Below are 19,766 nucleotides of genomic sequence, written 5' to 3'. Positions count from 1 at the left end.
CTATCGGGGGCAAGCCCCCTCCCACATTGAAACGCATTCCAAATGTGGGAGGGGGCTTGCCCCCGATAACGGTCTGTCAGGCTGTCACCTGCCGATTGGCATACATCCGACACTCCGCCAACAACGCCAGCAAATTCGGATCACGCTCCTTGGCCTTCAAGAACACCACCCCGATATGTTGCTGCAACCGATACCGGGGTTGCAGCGGTATCAGCTTCACGCGGTTCTCATACACCGCCGCAATCCTTCCCGGCAGCAGCGCATAACCGACCCCCGAACTGACCATGCTCAGCAGGGTGAAGATGTCATTGACCTGCATCGCCACCTTCGGCTCGAACCCCGCTTGCTTGAACACACGGTTGCCGTCCTGGTGGGTGGCGAAGCCTTGGGTGAGGGTGATGAACGTGGCGTCGCGCACGTCGGCCAGGTCGATCTGCTGGTCGCGGTCGAAGGGCGAGTCGGCGGGCGTGGCGAGGAAGATGTCGTCGGAGAACAACGCGATCTGTTCGCAATCGGGGTCGTTGGCGCGTTCGTCGAGGGAGATCAGGATCGCGTCGACTTCCATGTTCTTGAGCTTATACAGCAGGTCGAAGTTGGAGCCGAGGATCAGGTCGATGTTGAGTTCGCTGCGGCGCAGTTTCAGGCCCATGATCAGTTGCGGCACGGTTTTCACCGTCAGCGAATACAGCGAGCCGAGCTTGAAGCGTTCGGCGGAGAAGCCGGCGGCTTCGCGGGTCAGGCGGATGCTGTCGACTGCGTCCTGCACCAGCTTTTGTGCGCGCTCTTCGAGCACGTAGGCGCTTTCCAGCGGGGTGAGGTTGCGGCCTTCATGCTTGAACAGCGGGCAGCGCAGGGCGTTCTCCAGGGAGTGGATGGCGCGGTGTACGCTGACGTTGCTGGTTTGCAGCTCGGCAGCGGCGCGGGCCAGGTTGCCGGTACGCATGAAGGCCAGGAAGATTTCCAGCTTTTTGAGGGTGAACTCTTCGTCGATCAACATGGCCGTGGCTCTTGTTCGAATGCTGCCGATTGTGCCCGCAAAACCGTGCGGCGTCGCCGGAACGTCATAAGGCCCTTGCACTCTTATGCGCAAGGCGGGACGCTTGCCAGCCAGCGGTCAACGGTTACGGGAGGTCAGTGACAGATGTACCACGGGGAACGATTCAACGCCTGGAGCCATTTGCTCGGTGCAGTCGCGGCGTGTGTGGGCGCGGTGTGGATGTTGGTGGTGGCGAGCCTGGACGGCAGCCCCTGGAAGATTGTCAGCGTGGCGATTTATGGGTTTACGTTGATGGTGCTGTACAGCGCGTCGACGGTGTATCACAGCGTGCAGGGGCGGCGAAAAGCGATCATGCAGAAGGTCGATCACTTTTCGATCTACCTGTTGATCGCCGGCAGTTACACGCCGTTTTGCCTGGTCAGTTTAAGAGGACCGTGGGGCTGGACGTTGTTCGGGATCGTGTGGGGGCTGGCGGTGATCGGCATTCTGCAGGAGATCAAACCGCGTTCTGAAGCACGGGTTCTGTCGATCGTGATCTATGCGGTGATGGGCTGGATCGTGCTGGTGGCGGTCAAGCCGCTGATTGCCGCGCTGGGCACGGCGGGGTTTATCTGGCTGGCGGCGGGCGGGGTGTTGTACACCGTCGGCATTATCTTTTTTGCCCTGGAGGATCGCCTGCGGCATTCCCATGGGATCTGGCATCTGTTTGTGATCGGCGGCAGTTTGCTGCATTTCGTGGCGATCATGCATTACGTGCTCTAACGCACGACGCGGTCTAAAAAAATGTGGGAGGGGGCTTGCCCTCGATGGCGGTGTGTCAGTTGGCAAATATGCTGGCTGAACCACCGCCATCGGGGGCAAGCCCCCTCCCACATTGGTTCTTCAGTGGGGTTGAGGGCGCTGACTACAGGCGTTCGAGCAGCTCCCGGGCACGTTCACCGAAGATCTGCAGCAGGTTGGCCAACATGTGCGGCGGTGGTTCGTCGGCGCGGGTCAGGGCGTACAGGGTGATCGGCAGCGGCGGTGTGAGCGTGCGGATGCAGGTGGTCGCCGTCGACGCGCCGAGGGCGGTGAAGGGGTCGATGACGGTCAGGCCGGCGCCGGATTCCACCATCGCGCGAGCCAGGGAGTAGGTCTGCACCGAGAGGCTCACCCGTGGTGGCGGGTCGACTTTTTCCAGGTAACTGTCGAGCTTTGCCGCCAATGGGTCGGCGCTGGACAGGCCAATCAACGGCGCTCCCGCCAGCTCCGCCAACGGCAGCGGCTGGCGGGTTTGCGCGTCGCTCCAATAGCCCTTGGACGCCAGCGCGACCAAGGCTCCGTTGGCCAGCACTTGGGTGGTGAGCCCCGGGTGGCCGGCGAAGTTGAGGGTCAGCGCCAGGTCGATTTCGCGCATCAACAGCTTCTGCACCAACTCGCGGCTATGGTCGCTGGACAGTTCGCAGGCGATGTCCGGGTAAGCGCGTTTCCACTGCAGAATCGCCGGTGGCAGCAACGACAGCGCCAGCGCCGGGATCGCGCCGATCCGCACACTCTGCGCCGGCGACCGGCGCAGACTCTTGGCCAGGCGCCTTACGCCTTGCAGGCTTTCGCTGACTTTCTCGACTTCGCGTTCCAGTGCCAGGGCTTCCGGCGTGGGCTGCAATTTGCCGCGCACGCGCAGAAACAGCGGGAAGCCCAGTTGCAACTCGGCGTGCTGCAACACTTTGCTCACCGCCGGTTGTGAGACGTGCAGCAATTGCGCGGCGGCGCTGATGGAGCCGGTCTGGCGGATGGCCTGGAAGATTTCGATATGACGCAAGCGCATGGCGAGTCCATAACCTTTGCTTATAGGTGACCCATCTTTATTCATTGTCGCGGGCCTGTCACCTGCCCCTACGCTTGAGCCGTCTTATTCAACGGCGAGGAGCGGGGATGGCCAGGCAGGTTTGTATCATCGGGGGTGGGGTCATCGGCCTGGCAAGCGCCTACGCGCTGGTGCGCGCCGGGCATGACGTGACGCTGATCGACGCGCGCGACACCCTGGGCAGCGAAACCAGTTTCGCCAACGGTGGGCAGTTGTCGTATCGCTACGTTGCGCCGCTGGCCGATGCCGGCGTGCCGCTGCAAGCGCTTGGCTGGCTGCTGCGCGGTGATTCGCCATTGAAGCTGCGCCCGCGCCTCGACCCGCAGCAATGGCGCTGGATGGCGGCGTTCCTCGGCGCCTGCCGTGGCTCGGTGAACCGGCGCAATGCCGCCCACCTGCTGCGCCTGGCGAGCCTGAGCCAGGCCACCTTGGAGCAGTGGCGCGAGGATGATCGTCTGGACGGCTTCGACTGGCGGCGCAACGGCAAGCTGGTGACGTTTCGCAACGCCGACACCTTCGAGCATGCGCGCCGCAAGGTCACGGATATCCTGCAACAGCAGGTGCTGTCGGCGGCCGATTGCACCCGCCTGGAGCCGGCGCTGGCGAGCGGTGGTTTTGTCGGTGGGATCTACACGCCGAACGAGGAAGTGGCCGATTGTCACGCCTTCTGCCAACGCCTGGCGGCGCGCCTGCAAGCGTCGGGGCATTGCCGCTTCTTGCTGGGGCGCAAGGTCACCGGGATCCGTCACAGCGCCGGTGCGGTGCAGGCCATCGAGTTGGGCGAGGAGGTAATGCCGGTCGAGCAACTGGTCCTCGCCGCCGGGCATCGCAGCGCTGAATTGGGGTTGCCGGGGCTGGCGCTGCCGCTGTATCCGCTCAAGGGCTACAGCCTGAGCGTGCCGATTGGCGCGCAGCATCGAGCGCCGAATGTGAGCATCACCGACTACGACCGCAAGATCGTGTACGCCCGGATCGGCGAGCAATTGCGGGTGGCGGCGATGGTCGATATCGTCGGTTTCGACGCCGGCCTCGAGCCCAAGCGGCTCGCGTTGATCAGGCGCCAGGCGGTCGAGACATTCCCCTTGGCCGGCGACTACGCCCAGGCGGTCGAATGGGCCGGCATGCGTCCCGCCACGCCGACCGGGGTGCCGCTGATCGGCGCCAGTGCCTATCGCAACCTGTGGCTGAACCTGGGCCACGGCGCGCTCGGTTTTACCCTGGCCTGCGGCAGCGGCCAACTGCTGGCCGAACTGATCGGCCAGCACATGCCGTCGATTGATATGCAGGGCCTGGCGCCCCGCGCCGCTTGAATCGTCACACACCAACGGAGAATAACAATGAGAAAAATCCTGTTGATCGGTTGCACCCTGGGGCTTTTGTTCGGCGCGCCGGTTCAGGCGAATGAACCGCCGACAGAGGGCACGTTGAGTAAGATCGCCAGCACCAAGTCCATTACCTTGGGTTATCGCGATGCGTCGGTGCCGTTTTCCTACGTGGGCGACCAGAGCGGCAAGCCCATGGGCTATTCGGTGGACCTGGCCAACAAGATTGTCGAGCGCATCCAGCAGAAAACCGGGGTGGCCAACCTTAGCGTGAAGTACAACCTGGTGACTTCCCAGACCCGTATCCCGCTGGTGCAGAACGGCACCGTCGACCTGGAGTGCGGTTCTACCGGGGTGACCGCCGAGCGGCAGAAGCAGGTGGCGTTTTCCTACGGCTTCATCTACGTGAAGGGGCAACTGCTGACGGCGAAAGACAGCGGCATCCAAGGCTTCGCCGACCTCAAGGGCAAGAACGTGGTGACGACCGCCGGCACCACCAACGAACGCTTTCTCAAAAGTTACAACGCCGAGCACAACGGCAACCTGTCGGTGATCAGCGCCAAGGACCACGGCGAAGCCTTCAAGATGCTCGAGACCGGCCGCGCAGCCGCGTTCTATATGGACGATGCGTTGCTCTACGGCGAGCGCGCCAAGGCCAGGGACCCGCATCGCTGGGTGGTGGTGGGCGAGGAGCAGTCGCGGGAGATCTACAGCTGCATGGTGCGCAAGGACGATCCGCAGTTTCTCGCGGTGGTCAACGACACCTTGGGCGATCTGTACCGCACCGGTGAGATCAACGGGATTTACCGGCGCTGGTTTGAACAGCCGATCCCACCGAAGGGCCTGAACCTGGAGTTTCCGATGACCGCCGAGTTGAAGGCGATCTTCGCCACCCCGGTCAGCGACCCGGTGGAATAAACCCGCTCCTCGGGCCGGTCAGAAGTCGCCCCACAGTTGTTGGGCGACGGCCAGCGCGACGACCGGCGCGGTTTCGGTGCGCAACACGCGCGGGCCGAGGCGGGCGGCGTGGAAGCCGGCGTCTTGGGCGGTGTCGACTTCAGGGTCGGTCAAGCCGCCTTCGGGCCCGATCAGGAACGCCAGGCTCGATGGCTTGGCATGGCTGACCATCGGCTCGGCCACCGGGTGCAGCACCAGCTTCAGGTCCGCCTCGGTCTGCTTCAGCCAATCGGCCAGTAGCAGCGGTGGATGAATCACCGGAACCGTCGAGCGCCCGCATTGCTCGCAGGCGCTGATCGCCACCTGGCGCCAGTGCAGCAGGCGTTTGTCGGCGCGTTCGTCCTTGAGGCGCACTTCGCAGCGTTCGCTGAAAATCGGCGTGATGGCGTTGACGCCCAGTTCGGTGGCTTTCTGAATCGCCCAATCCATCCGCTCGCCGCGGGACAGGCCCTGGCCGAGGTGAATGTGCAGCGGCGATTCGGCCTGCCCGGCGAATTGCTCGGTCAGTTGCACGCTGACGTGTTTTTTACCGACCTCCAGCAACGTGCCGCGAAACTCCTGGCCGGAACCGTCGAACAGTTGCACGGCATCGCCTTCGCCCATGCGCAGCACGCGGCTGATGTAGTGCGCCTGGGCTTCAGGCAGTTCGTGATCGCCGAGGCTCAGCGGGGTGTCGGTGAAAAAGCGGGACAGTCTCATGTCTGTTCTCTGGAAAAAATACAAAGCTTGAAGGGCAAATCAACCTGGATCGCGAAAGCCTGGGTGGAAGTCTTTGGGCACGGCAACGCTCACCTTGCTGTTGGTGGCGATATCGATCCCTTCGCTGGCCACTTCCGCCAAAAAGTCGATCTGCTCCGGCGTAATCACATACGGCGGCAGGAAGTACACCACGCTGCCCAACGGCCGCAGCAGCGCGCCGCGCGTCAGGGCGTGCTCGAACACCTTCAGGCCACGGCGCTCCTGCCAGGGGTAGGCGGTCTTGGTGGCTTTGTCCTGGACCATCTCGATGGCCAGCACCATGCCGGTCTGGCGCACTTCCGACACATGGGGGTGGTCCGCCAGGTGCGCGGTGGCCGTGGCCATGCGCTGGGCCAGGGCCTTGTTGTTTTCGATGACGTTGTCTTCTTCGAAAATATCCAGGGTCGCCAGGGCCGCCGCGCACGCCAGCGGGTTGCCGGTGTAGCTGTGGGAATGCAGGAAGGCACGCAGGGTCGGGTAGTCGTCGTAGAAGGCGCTGTAGACATCTTCGGTGGTGACCACCGCCGCCAGCGGCAGGTAGCCTCCGGTGAGGGCCTTGGACAGGCACAGGAAGTCCGGGCGGATGCCGGCCTGTTCACAGGCGAACATGCTGCCGGTGCGGCCGAAGCCCACGGCGATTTCGTCGTGGATCAGGTGTACGCCGTAGCGGTCGCAGGCTTCGCGCAGCAGCTTGAGGTATACCGGGTGGTACATACGCATGCCGCCGGCGCCCTGGATCAGCGGTTCGACGATTACGGCGGCGACTGTGTCGTGGTTGTCCGCCAGGGTCTGTTCCATGGCCAGGAACATGTTGCGCGAGTGTTCTTCCCAGCTCATGCCCTCGGGGCGCAGGTAGCAGTCCGGGCTTGGCACCTTGATGGTGTCGAGCAGCAGCGCTTTGTAGGTTTCGGTGAACAGCGGCACGTCGCCCACCGACATCGCGGCGATGGTTTCGCCGTGGTAGCTGTTGGTCAGGGTGACGAAGCGTTTTTTGTTCGGCAGGCCGCGGTTGAGCCAGTAGTGAAAGCTCATCTTCAACGCGACTTCGATGCACGACGAACCGTTATCGGCGTAGAAGCACCGGGTCAGGCCTGCGGGCGTCATCGCCACCAGGCGCTCGGACAGTTCGATCACCGGCTGGTGGCTGAAACCGGCGAGGATCACGTGTTCCAGCTGGTCGACCTGGTCTTTGATGCGTTGGTTGATGCGCGGGTTGGCGTGGCCGAACACGTTGACCCACCAGGAGCTGACAGCGTCGAGGTAGCGCTTGCCTTCGAAGTCTTCCAGCCACACGCCTTCACCGCGCTTGATCGGGATCAGCGGCAGTTGCTGGTGGTCTTTCATCTGGGTGCAGGGATGCCACAGCACCGCAAGGTCGCGTTGCATCCACTGGTTGTTCAAGCCCATCGTCTATCTCCTCGAAGCGGTCCTGCGCCTGGCGCAGGTGAAACAATCGCGCAAGCCTATGCAATGGAGGCCCGTGTCACAAGCCATTGTGGGGCAATTCGCAGTAAACACAGGACGGTCTGTCACGTTTCTTAGGAATAGTCTTAATCCCTCGTTAACGTATTGTGCCTAGGCTTATGATCATATTTCTCGATATTTCAAAGCAAAAAATTGCGCTTTAATTCGATAGGTAAATCGTTAGTCTTGAGCACAGTTCTTACGGGATTAAGTACATGCAGCTACGTAACTCACCAGCCCGCTACGGCTGGGTCAGCATGGTATTGCACTGGGGCGTGGCCCTGGTGGTGTTTGGTCTGTTCGCCCTGGGCTTGTGGATGGTCGGTCTCGACTACTACAGCGCATGGCGCAAAGACGCGCCGGATCTGCACAAAAGCATAGGCATCACGCTGTTCGCCATCATGCTGGTGCGTATCGTCTGGCGCCTGATCAGCCCGCCGCCACCGGCGCTGGCCAGCTACAGCCGGCTGACGCGGATCGGTGCTGCATTTGGCCATGGGTTCCTTTATGTCGGCTTGTTTGCCGTGATGATCGCCGGTTACCTGATTTCCACCGCGGACGGTGTGGGTATCCCGGTGTTTGGCCTGTTTGAGATACCTGCCTTGGTTTCCGGCTTGCCGGACCAGGCAGACACCGCAGGCGTGGTGCATCTGTACCTCGCCTGGGTGCTGGTGGTTTTCGCCGGCCTGCACGGCGTGGCCGCGTTGAAACACCACTTTATCGATCGTGATGCGACCCTCACGCGAATGCTGGGGCGCAAAGCCTGATGTTCAACCTCGACTCACAAGGAATAGAAAGCATGTTGAAAAAGACACTCGCTGCTCTGGCAATCGGTTCTGCTCTGCTGTCCGCAGGCCAGGTGATGGCCGCTGACTATGTTGTCGACAAAGAAGGCCAGCACGCCTTCGTCGACTTCAAGATCAGCCACTTGGGCTACAGCTTCATCACCGGTACGTTCAAGGACCTGGACGGCAAGTTCAGCTTCGATGCCGCCAAGCCTGAAGACAGCAAGATTGAGTTCAACGTCCGCACCGCCAGCGTGTTCACCAACCACGCTGAACGTGACAAGCACATCTCCAGCAAAGACTTCCTGGACGTTGGCAAGTTTGCCGATGCCAAGTTCGTCTCCACCAGTGTTAAAACCACCGGTAAGAATGCTGCGGGCCAAGTCACTGCCGACGTGACCGGCGACCTGACCCTGCACGGCGTGACCAAGCCGATCGTCGTCAAGGCCACCTTCCTGGGTGAAGGCAAGGATCCATGGGGCGGCTACCGTGCCGGTTTTGAAGGCACCACCAGCTTCAATCGCCAAGACTTCGGCAAGCAGATGGACCTGGGCCCAGCGTCCAACAATGTTGAGCTGTACGTGACGTTTGAAGGTGTGAAAGCGAAGTAACGCTTCACTTGTTGGAGCGAGGTTGCTCGCGAAAAACGTAGAGACACCGCGTTTTTTCAGGCTGCCAGCGTTATCGTTGACGACCTTCGCGAGCAAGCTCGCTCCTACAGGCAAAAAAACCCGTATCTCGCGATACGGGTTTTTTTTTATGCTTCGCGGTTGCGGGTCAGCAGCGCTGGTTTTTCACCACGAGGACGGCCTGGCAACTGATCCAGTTGCTCCGGTGTCGGGAAGCGGTCGGCTTTCGACTCCTTGTGGATGATCTTCGGCGCGGGGCCGCCGCGTGGGTTCTGCACCGCTGGCTCGGACAAGCGTGGCTGGTCGTCACGGGCCGGGCGGCGGTTGTTGCTGCGCGAGTCTTCGCGACGCGCCTGGCCATCACGCGGTGCGCCGTTACGCGGGCCGCTGCGCTTGGCTGGTGGCGTACCGGTGGTGCCGCCGCTGCTGTTGCGCGGGCCGTTCTGACGCGCGCCCTGTGGCTGGCCGCCACGCGGTGCGCCAGTGCCAGCGCCCGGAGCCGGAGCGCCTGGACGACGGCCACGGCCCTGGGCCGGTTTGGCCTGGGGCACGTAGTCGACGCGGTTACCGAAGTTATCCACATCGTCGTCGAGGAACTCGTCCGGCGCGCGGTCGGCGCTGGCGCGTGGCGGCTGGCTTGGCTGGCTCGGCTGACGCTGTTCGCGGGCCGGGGTGCCTTCGCGGGGCTTCTGCTCGCGGGCCGGGCGTTCGCCACGGCCGTTGGTCGGCGCTTTTTCCTTGCCGCCCTTGTCCTTGCCCTTGTCGCGACGACCGCCGCCGCCACCGCCGCCGTTCGGGCCATCGCCCTTCGGACCGCGTGGGTTACGCACGTCCGGACGCTCGCGCACCTCAGGCTTCTCGGCCTCAACGGTGCTGGCATCGAAGCCCATCAGGTCGCCGTCGGCGATTTTCTGCTTGGTCATGCGCTCGATGCTTTTCAGCAGTTTTTCTTCGTCCGGCGCAACCAGGGAGATGGCTTCGCCCGAACGACCGGCACGGCCGGTACGGCCGATACGGTGTACGTAGTCTTCGTCGACGTTAGGCAGCTCGAAGTTGACCACGTGCGGCAGTTGGTCGATATCCAGGCCGCGTGCGGCGATATCGGTGGCCACCAGGATGCGTACTTCACCGGCCTTGAAGTCGGCCAGCGCTTTGGTGCGCGCGTTCTGGCTCTTGTTGCCGTGGATGGCGACGGCGGTGAGGCCGTGCTTGTCCAGGTACTCGGCCAGGCGGTTGGCGCCGTGCTTGGTGCGGGTGAACACCAGCACCTGTTCCCACGCGCCGTGGGTGATCAGGTGCGCCAGCAACGAACGCTTGTGGCTGGCGGCCAGGCGGAACACGCGTTGTTCGATACGCTCGACCGTGGTGTTCGGCGGCGTGACCTCGATGCGCTCCGGGTTGTGCAGCAACTTGCCGGCCAGGGCGGTGATGTCGTTGGAGAACGTTGCCGAGAACAGCAGGTTCTGACGTTTGGCCGGCAGGCGGGCGAGGACCTTTTTCACGTCATGGACAAAGCCCATGTCGAGCATGCGGTCGGCTTCGTCGAGCACGAGGATTTCCACGTGGGACAAATCGACGCTGCCTTGGCCGCACAGGTCGAGCAGGCGACCCGGGCAGGCGACGAGGACGTCAACGCCACGGGACATGGCCTGAACCTGTGGGTTCATGCCGACGCCGCCGAAGATGCAGGCGCTGACGAACTTCAGGTCGCGGGCATACAGCTTGAAGCTGTCGTGCACTTGGGCGGCGAGTTCGCGGGTAGGGGTCAGGACCAGTACGCGCGGTTGGCGCGGGCCATGACGCTGGGACTTGTCCGGGTGACCATTGGGGAACAACCGCTCCAGAATCGGGAGGGCGAAGCCGCCGGTTTTACCAGTACCTGTCTGAGCCGCAACCATCAGGTCGCGACCTTGCAACACGGCGGGAATAGCCCGCTGTTGCACCGGAGTAGGCTCGGTATAGCCCGCTGCCTCGATGGCGCGGACTAAAGCCTCGGAGAGACCGAGGGAAGCAAAGGACATGAGTAATCCTGTTTTAGTTAGGGCTTGGCCCAAAGGGATAATCTTGCCGGGCGTGAATGGCGCTTAGGGGAGCGCAACCCCGTCCGGTCCTGCTGCGTCTGGCGGACACTCCAATGGCTCGCGCGGGCCGCAAAGCTGCGCAGTAGCTGGGTTGGGTGTCTTTTTCAAGACCTCAGCGGCCGGGCGTAAGCCTGGCGGGAAGGCCCGAGTATAACAGAGCAATCACCGCGCGCTGCTTTCCTGCTGCTCAACGGTGTGTTTGTGCAGTGTAATCGGCGCCGCTGCGCTTTGAATACCACCATATTTGGCGCTCAAGGCGGCGTAGGCCGGCTCTTGCTTGAAGCGCTTGAGTTCGGCGGCAAAGCGCTGCACCAGCAGGTCCATGCCCGCGCCACGGCGCACGGCGAGAAACTGCTGCTGGCGGCGGATCACGGCGGGCGCCTGGCTGACCTGGCCTTCCAGGCCCAAGGCCGCGATCACATGCTGGCCGACCCGGCGATCAGTCACCAGCAGATCGATGCGGCCAAGCAGCAATTTGCCGAAGTTCGCTTCATGACTCGGCGCCGGCTCGCGTTGGAACACGCTGGACTCACTGAATTCGGCGCCGTACAGGTAACCCGGCGAGGTGCCCACGGTCAGCCCGCGCAACTCGTCAAGGGTCTGGACCGGGTGGGGCCGCTCATTGGCGTAGAACAGCACGAACTCCACTTCCGACAGCGGTTCGCTGGGGTACAGCAGCAGGGCATCGCGTTCATGGCTGTGGAAAATGTCCAGCGCGCCGTCGGCGTGGCCTTGTTCGAGCATCGCCAGGCAGCGTTTCCACGGCAGGAATTGCCACTGCACATCGACGCCCAGGCGCTGGAACACGATCACCGTGGTTTCATAGTCCAGCCCGCGCATCGTGCCGTTGTCGTCATACACGTAAGGCGCCCACGGTTCGGTGACGATGCGCAATTTCTCGCCGTGAGCGGCCAGGCTCAGGCAAGTAAAAAGAGTCGCAGTCAACAGCTTCAGAAGGGCGGACATGGCCTGAGGTTACGATGCTCCTGAATGAAAGAGAAGCTCTGGCACGCGCATCTGCAAGGATCGTTATTTGACGGGCGAGGTTATCAAGTGTTCGTAGATCGCGCTGCGCCGCTCGCCCAGAATCAGCCTGACCACCGGGTTGGCAAACCAGTGCTCCAGTTGGTGGGCGTCGAGCGGACGTTGCTGGCGCTCTTCCTGATTCTGCCGCGCCTTGTCCCACCACACCGGGCCGCACGCCTGGTCGAACTCGTTCTCGTGCTCGTAGCAACCGTAGAGAACTTCGCGGATGAACTGCTGCTGGTGCTTGGGCAAGAGCAGGGTGATCAGTTTGTACATCAGGCGCTGCAAGCGCGGCGGGCGCGGCAGGTGCGAGGAAACCTGACGCGTGTCGGCCAGGGCCTGCGCGCTGGTGGGGGCGCCCGCATGCTTGGCGATCCACGCCTTGACCTTGGCGCGGAACAGCTGCTTGCGGCTCCAGTAATGGTGGATCAGGTCCGGGCACTCGCGCACATTCACGGTGCGGTAGGCGGCGATCGACAGGCAGAACTCTTCCAGGGTGTAGGCGCCCTGGGCGTGGGGGAACAGTTCGTCCATCAACTCGATGGAGCGATCGAGGATGTGCGCGTCCTGTTGCGTCAGGCCGATGACGCCGGAGTTGAGGGTCATCATGTCATCGTCGGCCACGCCCATGTCCAGCAGGCGCTGGTGCAGGGCGCTATAGAGGATGCTTTCGTGATTGTCGCCGTACTTGGTGTAGAAGGCGTTGCACAGCAGAGTGCCGGGTTGCACGCGCTCGAACAGGGCTGTGGGCGAATGGTGGAAGAAGGTGTCGGTGTCGATCAGCAGGGCTGTCGACGACTCTTCCAGCACCTGGCGCAGCACCACGTGTTTGGTGCGGAAGTGATAGCCGTGGGGCTCGCTCCAGCGTTTGCGGGTGGCGTCGTCCAGCGGGCGCACGCGTACCGGCAGCAGGCGATAGGGTTCGGGGTTGTCGCTGAATACCTGGATGTCTACGACGGCGTCCGGGGTGTCCTGCAGAAAAGCCAAGGCGCTGGCGATACTGAAGACGGCTTCCTGATGGTAGGTCTGGGCACCGAAAACCAGATACACCAGTTGCGGGCGGGAAGTCGAGGGCACTGTATTCATGGACTGCTGGGTTCCGTGGGCATGTAAAACGACAAAGGCCCTCGTAGAAACGAGGGCCTTGGCACAGCCGGGCAAACTTCAGCGTGGCAGCTTGAGGTTGTTCCAGATGGCAAGGCTAGGTTCAGCCTGGTTCAGGGTATAGAAATGCAGCCCTGGCGCACCACCTTGCAACAATTGTTCACACATCTCACTGATTACCTGTTCGCCGAATGCCTGGATGCTTTTGACGTCGTCGCCATAGGCTTCCAGTTGTTTACGTACCCAGCGTGGGATCTCAGCACCGCAGGCGTCGGAGAAGCGCGCCAGCTTGCTGTAGTTGGTGATCGGCATGATGCCTGGCACGATCGGGATGTTCACACCCATGGCCCGTACACGCTCGACGAAGTAGAAGTAGCTGTCGGCGTTGAAGAAGTACTGGGTGATCGCACTGTCGGCGCCGGCGTTGGCCTTGCGCACGAAATTCTGCAGATCGTCTTCGAAGTTGCGCGCCTGTGGATGCATCTCCGGGTAAGCGGCCACTTCGATGTGGAAGTGATCGCCGCTTTCTTCGCGGATGAAGCTCACCAGGTCGTTGGCGTAGCGCAGCTCACCGCTGGCCATGCCCATGCCGGATGGCAGGTCACCGCGCAGGGCGACGATGCGCTTGATGCCGGCGCCTTTGTATTGGGTCAGCAGGGCGCGCAGGTCGGCCTTGCTGTCGCCCACGCACGACAAGTGCGGCGCGGCGGGAATTTTGACTTCGCTTTCCAGCTGCAACACGGTGTTGATCGTGCGGTCACGGGTCGAGCCGCCAGCGCCGTAGGTGCAGGAGAAGAAGTCGGGGTGGTAGCTGGCCAACTGCTTGGCAGTCGCCATCAGTTTTTCATGCCCAGCATCGGTCTTGGTCGGAAAGAACTCGAAGCTGTAGCGACGGTCTTGGGACATGGTAATACCCTTGGAAACTCAGAAGCCGACTGTGCAACCCACCTGCACTGTAGGAGCGAGCTTGCTCGCGAAGAACGTCAACGATAACGCGTCAAACAGGCTGTACGCGGTGCCGTTGGGTTTTTCGCGAGCAAGCTCGCTCCTACAGGTTAGAGCAGGTGGAGCTGGTTACTTAGTAGCGGTAAGCGTGCGGCTTGAACGGACCTTCGACGGTCACGCCGATGTAGTCGGCCTGGGTCTTGGTCAGTTGAGTCACCACGCCGCCGAAGCCGCGGACCATTTCCAGGGCCACTTCTTCGTCGAGTTTCTTCGGCAGCACTTCCACGGTTAGACGCTCGGCTTTCTGGGCCGGCGACAGGTCGGCGTACTTCTGGCCGAACAGGAAGATCTGCGCCAGTACCTGGTTGGCGAACGAGCCGTCCATGATGCGGCTTGGGTGGCCAGTGGCGTTACCCAGGTTTACCAGGCGGCCTTCGGCCAGCAGGATCAGGTAGTCGTCGTTCTGCGGGTCGAAATCGCCCGAGCCGGTACGGTGAACCTTGTGTACCTGTGGCTTCACTTCTTCCCATGCCCAGTTCTTGCGCATGAAAGCGGTGTCGATTTCATTGTCGAAGTGACCGATGTTGCACACCACGGCGCGCTTCTTCAGGGCCTTGAGCATGTTGGCATCGCAGACATTCACGTTACCGGTGGTGGTGACGATCAGGTCGATCTTGCCCAGCAGGGCCTTGTCGATGCTCGCTTCGCTGCCATCGTTGATGCCATCGATGAACGGCGAAACCACTTCGAAACCGTCCATGCAGGCTTGCATGGCGCAGATCGGGTCGACTTCGGAGACCTTGACGATCATGCCTTCCTGGCGCAGGGACTGGGACGAACCCTTGCCCACGTCACCGTAGCCGATCACCAGGGCTTGCTTGCCCGACAGCAGGTGGTCGGTGCCGCGCTTGATCGCATCGTTCAGGCTGTGACGGCAGCCGTACTTGTTGTCGTTCTTGCTCTTGGTCACCGAGTCGTTGACGTTGATGGCCGGGATTTTCAGCTCGCCCTTGGCCAGCATGTCCAGCAGGCGGTGTACGCCGGTGGTGGTTTCTTCGGTCACGCCGTGGACGCGGTCGAGGATCTGCGGGTACTTCTTGTGCAGCAGCTCGGTCAGGTCGCCGCCGTCGTCGAGGACCATGTTGGCATCCCAAGGCGCGCCATCTTTCAGGATGGTTTGCTCCAGGCACCATTCGTACTCTGCTTCGGTCTCGCCTTTCCAGGCGAATACCGGGATACCGGCAGCAGCGATGGCGGCGGCGGCCTGGTCTTGTGTCGAGAAGATGTTGCAGGACGACCAACGCACTTCGGCACCCAGGGCAACCAGGGTTTCGATCAGCACGGCAGTCTGGATGGTCATGTGGATGCAGCCGAGAATCTTCGCGCCCTTGAGCGGTTGCTCAGCGGCGTACTTGCGACGCAGGCCCATCAGCGCAGGCATTTCGGATTCGGCGATAAAGGTTTCGCGACGGCCCCAGGCAGCGAGGGACATGTCGGCGACTTTGTAGTCGTTGAAATCTGCAGGCGTAATTACAGCGCTCATGAAGAGCCTCCATTCGTAGTGTGCGAATGGGCGCCGTTGTGCGTTTAGTATCAGGCCAGGACAACCAGGCCGGACAACGCCCCATCCGAGCCTGACAGGTCTAACCTGCTGCAGCGCCCCTCGGACAGGTGGCGGGAGAACGGTATCAACTGAAGATGACCGTTTTGAAGCGGGTGCGATTATAGCTGTGTACGCGGCACTTCCCAAGCCTTTCTGTCGGCGATATGAAGATCCCGCATGGGGGCGATAGGCAATGGCGCATAGAGCTTGCGCCCAGGCTCTGCCATGATATTGCCCATCATTCGGCAAGACGCTTTGGAGTGACCATGAACTTCCACACCCGCAAATGGGTAAAACCTGAAGACCTCAACCCCAACGGCACCCTGTTCGGTGGCAGCCTGCTGCGTTGGATCGACGAGGAAGCAGCCATCTACGCGATTGTCCAATTGGGCAACCAGCGCGTGGTGACCAAGTACATTTCCGAAATCAACTTCGTCAGCGCCTCGCGCCAGGGCGACATCATCGAGCTGGGCATCACCGCCACCGATTTCGGCCGCACCTCCATCACCCTGACCTGTGAAGTGCGCAACAAGATCACCCGCAAAAGCATCCTCACCGTGGAAAAAATGGTCTTCGTCAACCTCGGCGAAGACGGTTTGCCCGCGCCTCACGGCCGGACCGAGATCAAATACGTGAAAGACCAGTTCAAGGAAGACAGCCCTCCTGCGTAACCGCACAGCGGTTTGATTGCTTTACCAAATCATTCCGCGTGGATCTTTCCCAGGCTTTCTCACGACTCAGGACTACGTTCTGTATCGAGAGCCTATGTATGAAAGTGTCGTCCAATCCGGCTGAGCAGATGCAGCCGCTTTCGCTCCAGTCATCGCAAGCCCCCCTCAGCCAAGACGTGAAAACCACGTTGGTTGAGGCCGCGGGACCGCGCAAACTGAGTCTTTCCCGCAATATTGACGGCCAGGTGGAGGTGGTGTTGTCGCCGCCACCGCCCAGCCATCTGGTGCTCAGCGGCGGAGGTGCCAAAGGCATTGCCTATCCGGGAATGGTGCAGGCGCTGGAGGACAGTGGGAAGCTACAAGGTATCCAGGTTATTTCCGGCTCATCCGCCGGCGCGATTTCTGCCTCGTTGCTCGCCAGCGGCATGAACGCCGAGGTCTTCGGCAAGCTATCGAACCGCATCGACCTGCCGAGCCTGTTGAACAGCGACGACCCGTTGACGGCCTGGCTACAAGAGGCCAGTGCTCGCCTGGGCAAACTCACCCGGCGCTTGCCAGGCCCGGCGGGCAATATCTCTCAATTGTTGCTGACCATGATGCCGCGCCTGCAAACCGAGGCGCGTCCCTTGGAGCAATTGCTGCGCAATGAGTCGCGCCAATCGGTCCTTGCCCATATCGCCGCTACGCCAAGGGCCACCCGGCCTGGTGAAGTCATGAAAATCGCCGACCGGCTCAGCGCCGGCGAGGCTCCGACGTTTCGCGATCTTGAGGTGTTGAACCGACATATCCCGGCGATCAAACCGCTCAATATCACCGGCACAGGGATGTTCGACGGCCGCCCGCAACTGGTGACGTTCAACGCCAGCCTGACCCCGGACATGGACATCGCCCGCGCCGCACACATTTCGGCGTCGTTGCCGGTGCTTTTCAAGCGCCCTGCCGAGCAGGGGCATGCCTTCCAGGAAACCGCCGAAGCCACTGCCTTCCAGGACGGCGGCCTGCTGCTCAACACGCCGGCCCCCGGGGTGATCGAGCCCTCGTTTGCAGAAAGCCCGTTGAGCCAGCACGAGTCTCTGATCGTCAAGTTTGAAGCCGAAGACGCAGCGACGCCGAAAAAAGGCGGCGGTTTCTTCAGCAGCCTCGTCGACAAGCTGACGGGAACGCCCCATGCGTCCGCCGAAGCCTATCAAAATGAGCGGCTCAAGGCGTTTGCCGAGCAGACCGTGGTCCTGCCGCTGAAGACGGATAAGGGGGACTTTCGCGGCACGCTCAACGGCACCGTGAATTTCACCATGAGCGCGCAAGACAAGCAGCATCTGCAGGCACAGGCGCGCAACACCGTGGCGGCGCACTTGGAACAACGCGACACGGTGCGCGAGCATCACACGTTCGCCTCGTTGGATGACGCGGTGCTGGCAATGGACGATGCGATGCTGGCCAGTGCGCAAGCAACCTTGCAGAAAGACCCGGCCGCCGCCGCGGTGTTGATGTTCAGACAGAACGCACAACAAGCGCTGCAAACCCTGGACAGTGCCATTGCCAAGGTGAACCAGGCCCACGACACCTTGATCTTCACACCTGAGTTGTCTGCCGCGCTGCGTAACCTGGATGCGCTCGCCAGCCGGCCTGAGCACGTCGAGTGGCTGGGGCGTCGATTGAATGCTGCGGGGCAGCGCAATTTTCAGCAGTTGTTGCAGGTGGCGGCCAAGCAGGCTTCGGGCGCCTCGCCGATGTCCAGCGTCATGGCCAGTGCGGTCGCCGAAATGAAACGGCGCGACATCGCGGTAAAGGCCGAAAACTTCACCCGCGAGGTCATCTACCCATCGCTGTACCGGCCGGGCCAGACCGACGCCAATGTCGACCTGCTGCAACGCGCTGCGGCGGATTTGGCCAAGGCGACCACCCCCGCGGCGTTCAACCGGGTGCTCGACGAGATCATTCGGCACTACGGCGCACGCAACAAGCCCTGGTCAAAACCGTTCAGCTCGACCACGGTGGAGATGGCCAAGGCCTGGCGCATTCCGGTTTAGTTGCCTGGCCACTGAACAGCCATCGCTCCAGCCTGTCGTAGCTACAGGCACCCCTTGGACTCTGGAGCATCATGGCCACGCACGACGACGGCAAGACCCCCAACCTGTCGAAGGAAGAGCAGCACGACGTCGACAAGAACCAGCCACCCCGCGCGGCGGTGCTGCATGAAATCATCCGCACCCAGGGCGATCAGGAACTGGAGCGCACGGTGGCGGCATTGTGGTGGTCGGCGCTGGCGGCCGGCCTGACCATGGGCCTGTCGCTGATGGGCATGGGCCTGCTCAACTCGCGCCTGCCGGACGGCGAAGGGTTCAAAGTCATTGCCAGTTTCGGTTACTGCGCGGGCTTTTTGGCGGTGATTCTCGCGCGTCAGCAGTTGTTCACCGAAAACACCCTGACCGCAGTGCTGCCGGTGATGAGCAAACCGACCCTGGCCAATGCCGGGCGCTTGCTGCGGCTGTGGACGGTGGTGCTGGTGGGTAACCTGTGCGGCACCTTGCTGGTGGCTTATGTGATGCTGCACCTGCCGATCTTCGATACCAAGACCGACCAGGCCTTCCTTGAGATCGGACGCAAAGTCATGGAAAACGCCCCCGGCCAGATGTTTGCCAAGGGCATCGTTTCCGGCTGGATGATCGCCACCATGGTGTGGATGATTCCGTCGATGGAAAGCGCCAAGCTCTGGATCATCATCCTGATCACCTACTTGATGGCGCTGGGGGATTTCACCCACATCGTGGTCGGCTCGGCGGAAGTGTCTTACCTGGTATTTGCCGGTGAACTGCCGTGGAAGGATTTCTGGCTGATATTCGCCGGGCCGACCCTGGCCGGCAATATCATTGGCGGCAGCTGTATCTTTGCGCTGATCAGTCATGCGCAGATCCGCAGCGAAAGCAGCTTGCCGGGTAAGGTTGCAGCGGACCCGAGGCATCCGCAGCGGATCAATAAGAATCAGTGAGCGGCAGAATCAACGCGCTGCCGACACAGAACCCATGGCGGTTGGGGGTGTGCGTTTTGATGAGCTACGCTTGGGTGCTTTGGGCCATGCGGTTGGGCGCAGAGCCTGTGGCTGGATGCGGGTCGGCATGTTCGTGATAAAGCGTTGATCGCCTTGATAAAACCAAAAAAGGAATGAGTGATGACTGTCGCTTTCTGGTGTGTATTGATTGCAATCTTTCTGCCGTACCTGTGTACCGGTGTGGCCAAATTCAGTGGCGGCAAGTTCGGGCCACGGCAGAACCATGACCCGCGTGCCTTCCTCGATACCCTGGAAGGCTTCGCCAAACGCGCCCATAACGCGCAGCTCAACAGCTTTGAAGTGACCCCGGCGTTTGCTGCCGCAGTGATCATCGCGCACCTGGCCGGCACCGCCGAACTGGTCACGATCAATGTCCTCGCGGTGCTGTTTATCACCAGCCGCCTGCTGTACATCATCTGCTACCTGGCGGACTGGGCCATCCTGCGCTCGTTGGTGTGGGCGGTGGGCATGGCGCTGATTGCGAGTTTCTTCTTCGTCTCGATCTAACGCTGATCGACAGTGTGGGGGCTGGCTTGCCCCACACTGTCG

The 19,766-nt window shown here is 61.8% G+C and carries 18 protein-coding genes and 1 riboswitch; of the genes, 9 read left to right on the top strand and 9 right to left on the bottom strand.

Features of this window, described 5'->3' with window-relative positions; all coding sequences use genetic code 11:
* Window positions 1-76 precede the first annotated feature (76 nt).
* Window positions 77-997: a LysR substrate-binding domain-containing protein gene (locus NR164_RS04075; protein ID WP_017844980.1), complete on the bottom strand. Its 921-nt coding sequence runs from the start codon at window positions 995-997 to the stop codon at window positions 77-79.
* 144 nt (window positions 998-1,141) lie between these two features.
* Between NR164_RS04075 and NR164_RS04070 the strand changes: the two genes are divergently transcribed.
* The gene (locus tag NR164_RS04070; RefSeq protein WP_017844979.1) at window positions 1,142-1,759 is read left to right on the top strand and encodes a hemolysin III family protein; all 618 of its coding nucleotides are present in this window, start codon (window positions 1,142-1,144) and stop codon (window positions 1,757-1,759) included.
* 142 nt (window positions 1,760-1,901) lie between these two features.
* On the opposite strand, the gene NR164_RS04065 is transcribed toward NR164_RS04070, so the two are convergent.
* Window positions 1,902-2,804, bottom strand: coding sequence for a LysR family transcriptional regulator (locus NR164_RS04065; RefSeq protein WP_017844978.1), 903 nt, complete (start codon window positions 2,802-2,804; stop codon window positions 1,902-1,904).
* A gap of 107 nt (window positions 2,805-2,911) precedes the next feature.
* Here NR164_RS04065 and NR164_RS04060 point away from each other — a divergent pair, with 107 nt between their 5' ends.
* Both NR164_RS04060 and NR164_RS04055 read left to right on the top strand, forming a co-directional pair.
* A complete protein-coding gene (locus NR164_RS04060) occupies window positions 2,912-4,153 on the top strand; it encodes a D-amino acid dehydrogenase (RefSeq protein ID WP_193058829.1) in 1,242 nt (413 codons plus the stop codon).
* A 27-nt stretch (window positions 4,154-4,180) separates the two neighbouring features.
* Window positions 4,181-5,083 (top strand): transporter substrate-binding domain-containing protein, encoded by a 903-nt coding sequence (locus tag NR164_RS04055; protein ID WP_169863670.1) that lies wholly within the window; start codon window positions 4,181-4,183, stop codon window positions 5,081-5,083.
* An 18-nt stretch (window positions 5,084-5,101) separates the two neighbouring features.
* Here the strand turns inward: NR164_RS04055 and NR164_RS04050 are convergent, their stop codons facing one another.
* Both NR164_RS04050 and NR164_RS04045 read right to left on the bottom strand, forming a co-directional pair.
* Window positions 5,102-5,821: a 16S rRNA (uracil(1498)-N(3))-methyltransferase gene (locus tag NR164_RS04050; RefSeq protein WP_017844975.1), complete on the bottom strand. Its 720-nt coding sequence runs from the start codon at window positions 5,819-5,821 to the stop codon at window positions 5,102-5,104.
* A gap of 39 nt (window positions 5,822-5,860) precedes the next feature.
* The gene (locus tag NR164_RS04045; protein WP_046381777.1) at window positions 5,861-7,267 is read right to left on the bottom strand and encodes an adenosylmethionine--8-amino-7-oxononanoate transaminase; all 1,407 of its coding nucleotides are present in this window, start codon (window positions 7,265-7,267) and stop codon (window positions 5,861-5,863) included.
* Window positions 7,268-7,539: 272 nt separating this feature from the next.
* Here NR164_RS04045 and NR164_RS04040 point away from each other — a divergent pair, with 272 nt between their 5' ends.
* Both NR164_RS04040 and NR164_RS04035 read left to right on the top strand, forming a co-directional pair.
* Window positions 7,540-8,091: a cytochrome b gene (locus NR164_RS04040; RefSeq protein WP_017844973.1), complete on the top strand. Its 552-nt coding sequence runs from the start codon at window positions 7,540-7,542 to the stop codon at window positions 8,089-8,091.
* Window positions 8,092-8,123: 32 nt separating this feature from the next.
* Window positions 8,124-8,720, top strand: a complete 597-nt coding sequence (locus NR164_RS04035; RefSeq protein WP_017844972.1) for a YceI family protein — start codon at window positions 8,124-8,126, stop codon at window positions 8,718-8,720.
* Window positions 8,721-8,866: 146 nt separating this feature from the next.
* On the opposite strand, the gene NR164_RS04030 is transcribed toward NR164_RS04035, so the two are convergent.
* The 5 genes from NR164_RS04030 to ahcY form a co-directional block, all read right to left on the bottom strand.
* Complete coding sequence (locus NR164_RS04030) at window positions 8,867-10,759, bottom strand: DEAD/DEAH box helicase (protein WP_256822333.1); 1,893 nt, start codon at window positions 10,757-10,759, stop codon at window positions 8,867-8,869.
* A 222-nt stretch (window positions 10,760-10,981) separates the two neighbouring features.
* Window positions 10,982-11,785 (bottom strand): ABC transporter substrate-binding protein, encoded by an 804-nt coding sequence (locus NR164_RS04025; protein ID WP_079444859.1) that lies wholly within the window; start codon window positions 11,783-11,785, stop codon window positions 10,982-10,984.
* Between the two features lie 63 nt (window positions 11,786-11,848).
* Window positions 11,849-12,931 carry a hypothetical protein gene (locus NR164_RS04020; protein WP_256822332.1) on the bottom strand — a complete coding sequence of 361 codons (1,083 nt, stop codon included), beginning with the start codon at window positions 12,929-12,931 and terminating at the stop codon, window positions 11,849-11,851.
* A 78-nt stretch (window positions 12,932-13,009) separates the two neighbouring features.
* Complete coding sequence (gene metF / locus NR164_RS04015) at window positions 13,010-13,855, bottom strand: methylenetetrahydrofolate reductase [NAD(P)H] (RefSeq protein ID WP_017844969.1); 846 nt, start codon at window positions 13,853-13,855, stop codon at window positions 13,010-13,012.
* Between the two features lie 172 nt (window positions 13,856-14,027).
* Entirely contained in the window at window positions 14,028-15,437 is a 1,410-nt protein-coding gene (gene ahcY / locus NR164_RS04010; RefSeq protein WP_017844968.1) for an adenosylhomocysteinase, read from the bottom strand.
* 21 nt (window positions 15,438-15,458) lie between these two features.
* A riboswitch (S-adenosyl-L-homocysteine riboswitch) is annotated at window positions 15,459-15,565 on the bottom strand.
* 198 nt (window positions 15,566-15,763) lie between these two features.
* Here ahcY and NR164_RS04005 point away from each other — a divergent pair.
* From NR164_RS04005 to NR164_RS03990, 4 genes are all read left to right on the top strand, one after another.
* Window positions 15,764-16,168 (top strand): acyl-CoA thioesterase, encoded by a 405-nt coding sequence (locus NR164_RS04005; protein WP_017844967.1) that lies wholly within the window; start codon window positions 15,764-15,766, stop codon window positions 16,166-16,168.
* A 98-nt stretch (window positions 16,169-16,266) separates the two neighbouring features.
* Window positions 16,267-18,198, top strand: coding sequence for a patatin-like phospholipase family protein (locus NR164_RS04000; protein WP_256822331.1), 1,932 nt, complete (start codon window positions 16,267-16,269; stop codon window positions 18,196-18,198).
* Window positions 18,199-18,269: 71 nt separating this feature from the next.
* On the top strand, window positions 18,270-19,157 hold the full coding sequence (locus NR164_RS03995; protein WP_128192445.1) for a formate/nitrite transporter family protein: 888 nt from the start codon (window positions 18,270-18,272) through the stop codon (window positions 19,155-19,157).
* Between the two features lie 180 nt (window positions 19,158-19,337).
* On the top strand, window positions 19,338-19,724 hold the full coding sequence (locus tag NR164_RS03990) for an MAPEG family protein (RefSeq protein ID WP_046381781.1): 387 nt from the start codon (window positions 19,338-19,340) through the stop codon (window positions 19,722-19,724).
* Window positions 19,725-19,766: the final 42 nt, after the last annotated feature.

The sequence above is a fragment of the Pseudomonas sp. Pse79 genome, from assembly GCF_024519615.1.
GTDB classification, from domain to species: domain Bacteria; phylum Pseudomonadota; class Gammaproteobacteria; order Pseudomonadales; family Pseudomonadaceae; genus Aquipseudomonas; species Aquipseudomonas veronii.
The sequence above is the reverse complement of the archived record's forward strand: the minus strand, read 5'-3'. Positions and strand labels throughout refer to the sequence as shown.